Below are 2,595 nucleotides of genomic sequence, written 5' to 3'. Positions count from 1 at the left end.
AACCGCGTTCCCCAGCCAGCTCAGATACTGCTCCCACACCGGCTTGTCGAGGCCCAGCCGATGCTCGAGGTCCGCGATCTGCTCCGGAGTCGCGTTCTCCCCCAGCATGACGGCGGCGGCCGAACCAGGCGCCAAGCTCAATAACCCGACCGAGCCCATGGTGACCAGCAGCACCACCAACAGGCTGCGGCCTAATCGTTGCGCGACAGTGAGCAGCATGCGGCTTGCATCCTCCATGGATGGCCAAAGGTGGTCCCGAGCGAAGGCAGTTTCCTGGTTCCCGTCCCTCGCGCCGGCGCTCGAGAGGGCTGGCGCGAGGGACGGGGCGACCGGGTCGCCTATGCCTTGATCCACAGCTCCTCGGGCAACAGGGAGCCGAGGCCGTACTGCTGCACCCCGCCGACGTTCTTGCTCGTGACGGCACTGGGCGCCGCCCGGCTATGGAAGATCATCGGGACCTGCTCGATCAGCCGGTCCTGCAGCTTGCCATAGGCGGTCTCGCGCTCCTGGTCGGTGGTCGCGGTGCGGGCGTCCTGGAGCGCCTGGTCGAGCTGAGGGTCGGCCAGGCCGCCCAGGTTCGCCGCCGAGGTCGAGTGGAACGCGGTGAACAGCCGCGGCTCGGGGTCCTGGAAGAACGCGGACGAGGTGGCCATGTCGAAGTCGTGGGTCCGGCGCAGGCCGGCGAGCTCCGCCACCTCGATGATCTTCACCTGGACGGTGACGTTGCGAAACGCGCTGAGCTGGGCCTGGACGTTCTCGGCCAGGGTCCTGTTCTCCGTGGTGGGTGCGCTGGTGAACGTGAAGGACACCGGCTTGCCCTCGGCCGCGAGCTCGTCGAACAACTGCTGCGCCTTCGCCTTGTCCGGGTGCGTCAGCGGGGTATCCGAGTAGTAGGGCGAGTCCTTGGCGAACAGGGTGTCGGCGGGTTCCGCCGTGCCGCTGTAGACGGCCTGGTTCACGGCGTTCATGTCCAGCGCGGCAGCGATCGCCTGTCGTGCCCGGACGTCGTCGAAGGGCGCCCGTCGGGCGTTCATCGCGAGGAAGATGCCGCCGGACAGGTCCATGACCTCGGTCGGCAGGTCGGCCTTGGCCGCCTTGTCGAGGTTGACCCAATTGGACTCGATGGCCACGTCGGCGCCGCCGGTGGAGATCGTGTTGAAACGCTGGCTGGCGTCAAGCGCGGGGCGGAACGAGATGCTGTCGAGGTAGGGCCTGGGAGCGTCCCAGTACTTCGGGTTCTTGACGAGTTCCATGGTTGCCTGCCGGGTCCAGCTCTTCAGCATGAACGGCCCAGCGCCGACCGGGTTCTTGTCGAACTCCGCCTGACCCTTCTCCAGAGCCGCCGGCGACGCGATCCAGTTCAGCGTCGAGGTGACGATGGACTGGGCGAAGCTCGGCACCGGACTGGTCAGGCCGATCTTCAGGGTGACTGGGTCGACGACCTCAGCCGAAGCGATCATCGACGCCTCGGAGACGTTGACCGAGCCTGTCGCCGGATCCTTGGCCCGCTCCCAGTTGAACTTCACAGCCGCGGCGTCCAGCGGAGTGCCATCAGAGAACACCAGACCCGGCTTCAGCTTCAGCTCGAACGAGGCACCGCTGTCGGCCGTGGTGAACGACGCGGCCATCTTGTAGACGACCTTGCCCGCGTCGTCGCTGGTCATCAGCGTCCCGTACAGGGCGTTGCCGATGACCCCCGAGGACGCGTAGGCGTTGCCGATGGTGATGGGATCCAGGCTGCGCGGCTCGCTCAGCGTGAGGATCCGCCCGTTCCCACCGGCGACCGGCTCACCAGCGGCACCGGAGGCACCCGCAGACCCGCCCGGCGCCGCGGAACCGCCGCCGCCGCAAGCCCCGAGCACAAGCGTCGTGCCACACACGAGCGCCGTGGCTATTAATCGCACCTTGCGGATCATCGTTGACCTCTCATCGGTACTCCGGAACCCGCCCGGAGCGCGTTGTCAGCACATCGACCGTGGCGCCGCCGAGCACACGCCGCGACGCCGGGCAGGCGTGCATGAGCGACGTGCCAGCCAGCTGGGATTCGTCCAGGGCGATCACGGTGAGTGACACACCGAAGCCCGGGAGCCGCGGCTCGGAACCACGGAACCAACCGATCCCAACCTCGTCGTCGCTCATCACGACGACGACTCCCACACACGACGATGACGTCAGCATTGCTATAACAAAACGCGATTCGTCGTCAAGGTACCCGTGTACGACGCGGTCCGCCCGCCGTCATCGGACCAGGACGGTTCACCGAACACTTGGCGGCAGCCCCCGGCAGTCGCCGCGATCGCGGCCAGGCAGCCGGACTCGACCTTCGGCTTGATGCCCCTGTCAAGAAGGCCGCTGGCGCCCGCATGCAGGCTGGCGAGTCCGAGGCCGTCGGTCCTGAAGGTTGTCAGGAGGCGTGGACCTGCGGGGCCATGTGTCTAGCCGTGAACGCCGTCTAGCACTCTGGCGCGCCCGTCAGGGCGGGTCCTTCAGCGTAGGCGGGCGGAGCCTGCCGAGGCGGCCGGCAGGTCGCGGCTGGGGATCCGGCCCCGGGCCTGGCGCGTGGCGATGGTCGCGGACTGGACCAGGCGGCGGCCC

2 protein-coding genes and 1 pseudogene are annotated in these 2,595 nt (G+C 68.0%); all 3 read right to left on the bottom strand.

Features of this window, described 5'->3' with window-relative positions; translation table 11 throughout:
- Positions 1 to 219, bottom strand: a pseudogene (locus I6A81_RS40885) (ABC transporter permease); the annotation flags it as partial.
- A 119-nt stretch (positions 220 to 338) separates the two neighbouring features.
- Entirely contained in the window at positions 339 to 1,916 is a 1,578-nt protein-coding gene (locus I6A81_RS40880) for an ABC transporter substrate-binding protein (RefSeq protein WP_203008268.1), read from the bottom strand.
- Between the two features lie 10 nt (positions 1,917 to 1,926).
- Positions 1,927 to 2,178 carry a hypothetical protein gene (locus tag I6A81_RS40875; RefSeq protein WP_203008270.1) on the bottom strand — a complete coding sequence of 84 codons (252 nt, stop codon included), beginning with the start codon at positions 2,176 to 2,178 and terminating at the stop codon, positions 1,927 to 1,929.
- Positions 2,179 to 2,595 lie beyond the last annotated feature (417 nt).

The sequence above is a fragment of the Frankia nepalensis genome (assembly GCF_016786325.1).
GTDB classification, from domain to species: domain Bacteria; phylum Actinomycetota; class Actinomycetes; order Frankiales; family Frankiaceae; genus Pseudofrankia; species Pseudofrankia nepalensis.
The sequence above is the reverse complement of the archived record's forward strand: the minus strand, read 5'-3'. Positions and strand labels throughout refer to the sequence as shown.

Bases quoted from the DNA above. Each gene is read 5' to 3' on its own strand.
- I6A81_RS40875 (WP_203008270.1), bottom strand. From the start codon at position 2,178: ATGCTGACGTCATCGTCGTGTGTGGGAGTCGTCGTCGTGATGAGCGAC.
- I6A81_RS40880 (WP_203008268.1), bottom strand. From the start codon at position 1,916: ATGATCCGCAAGGTGCGATTAATAGCCACGGCGCTCGTGTGTGGCACG.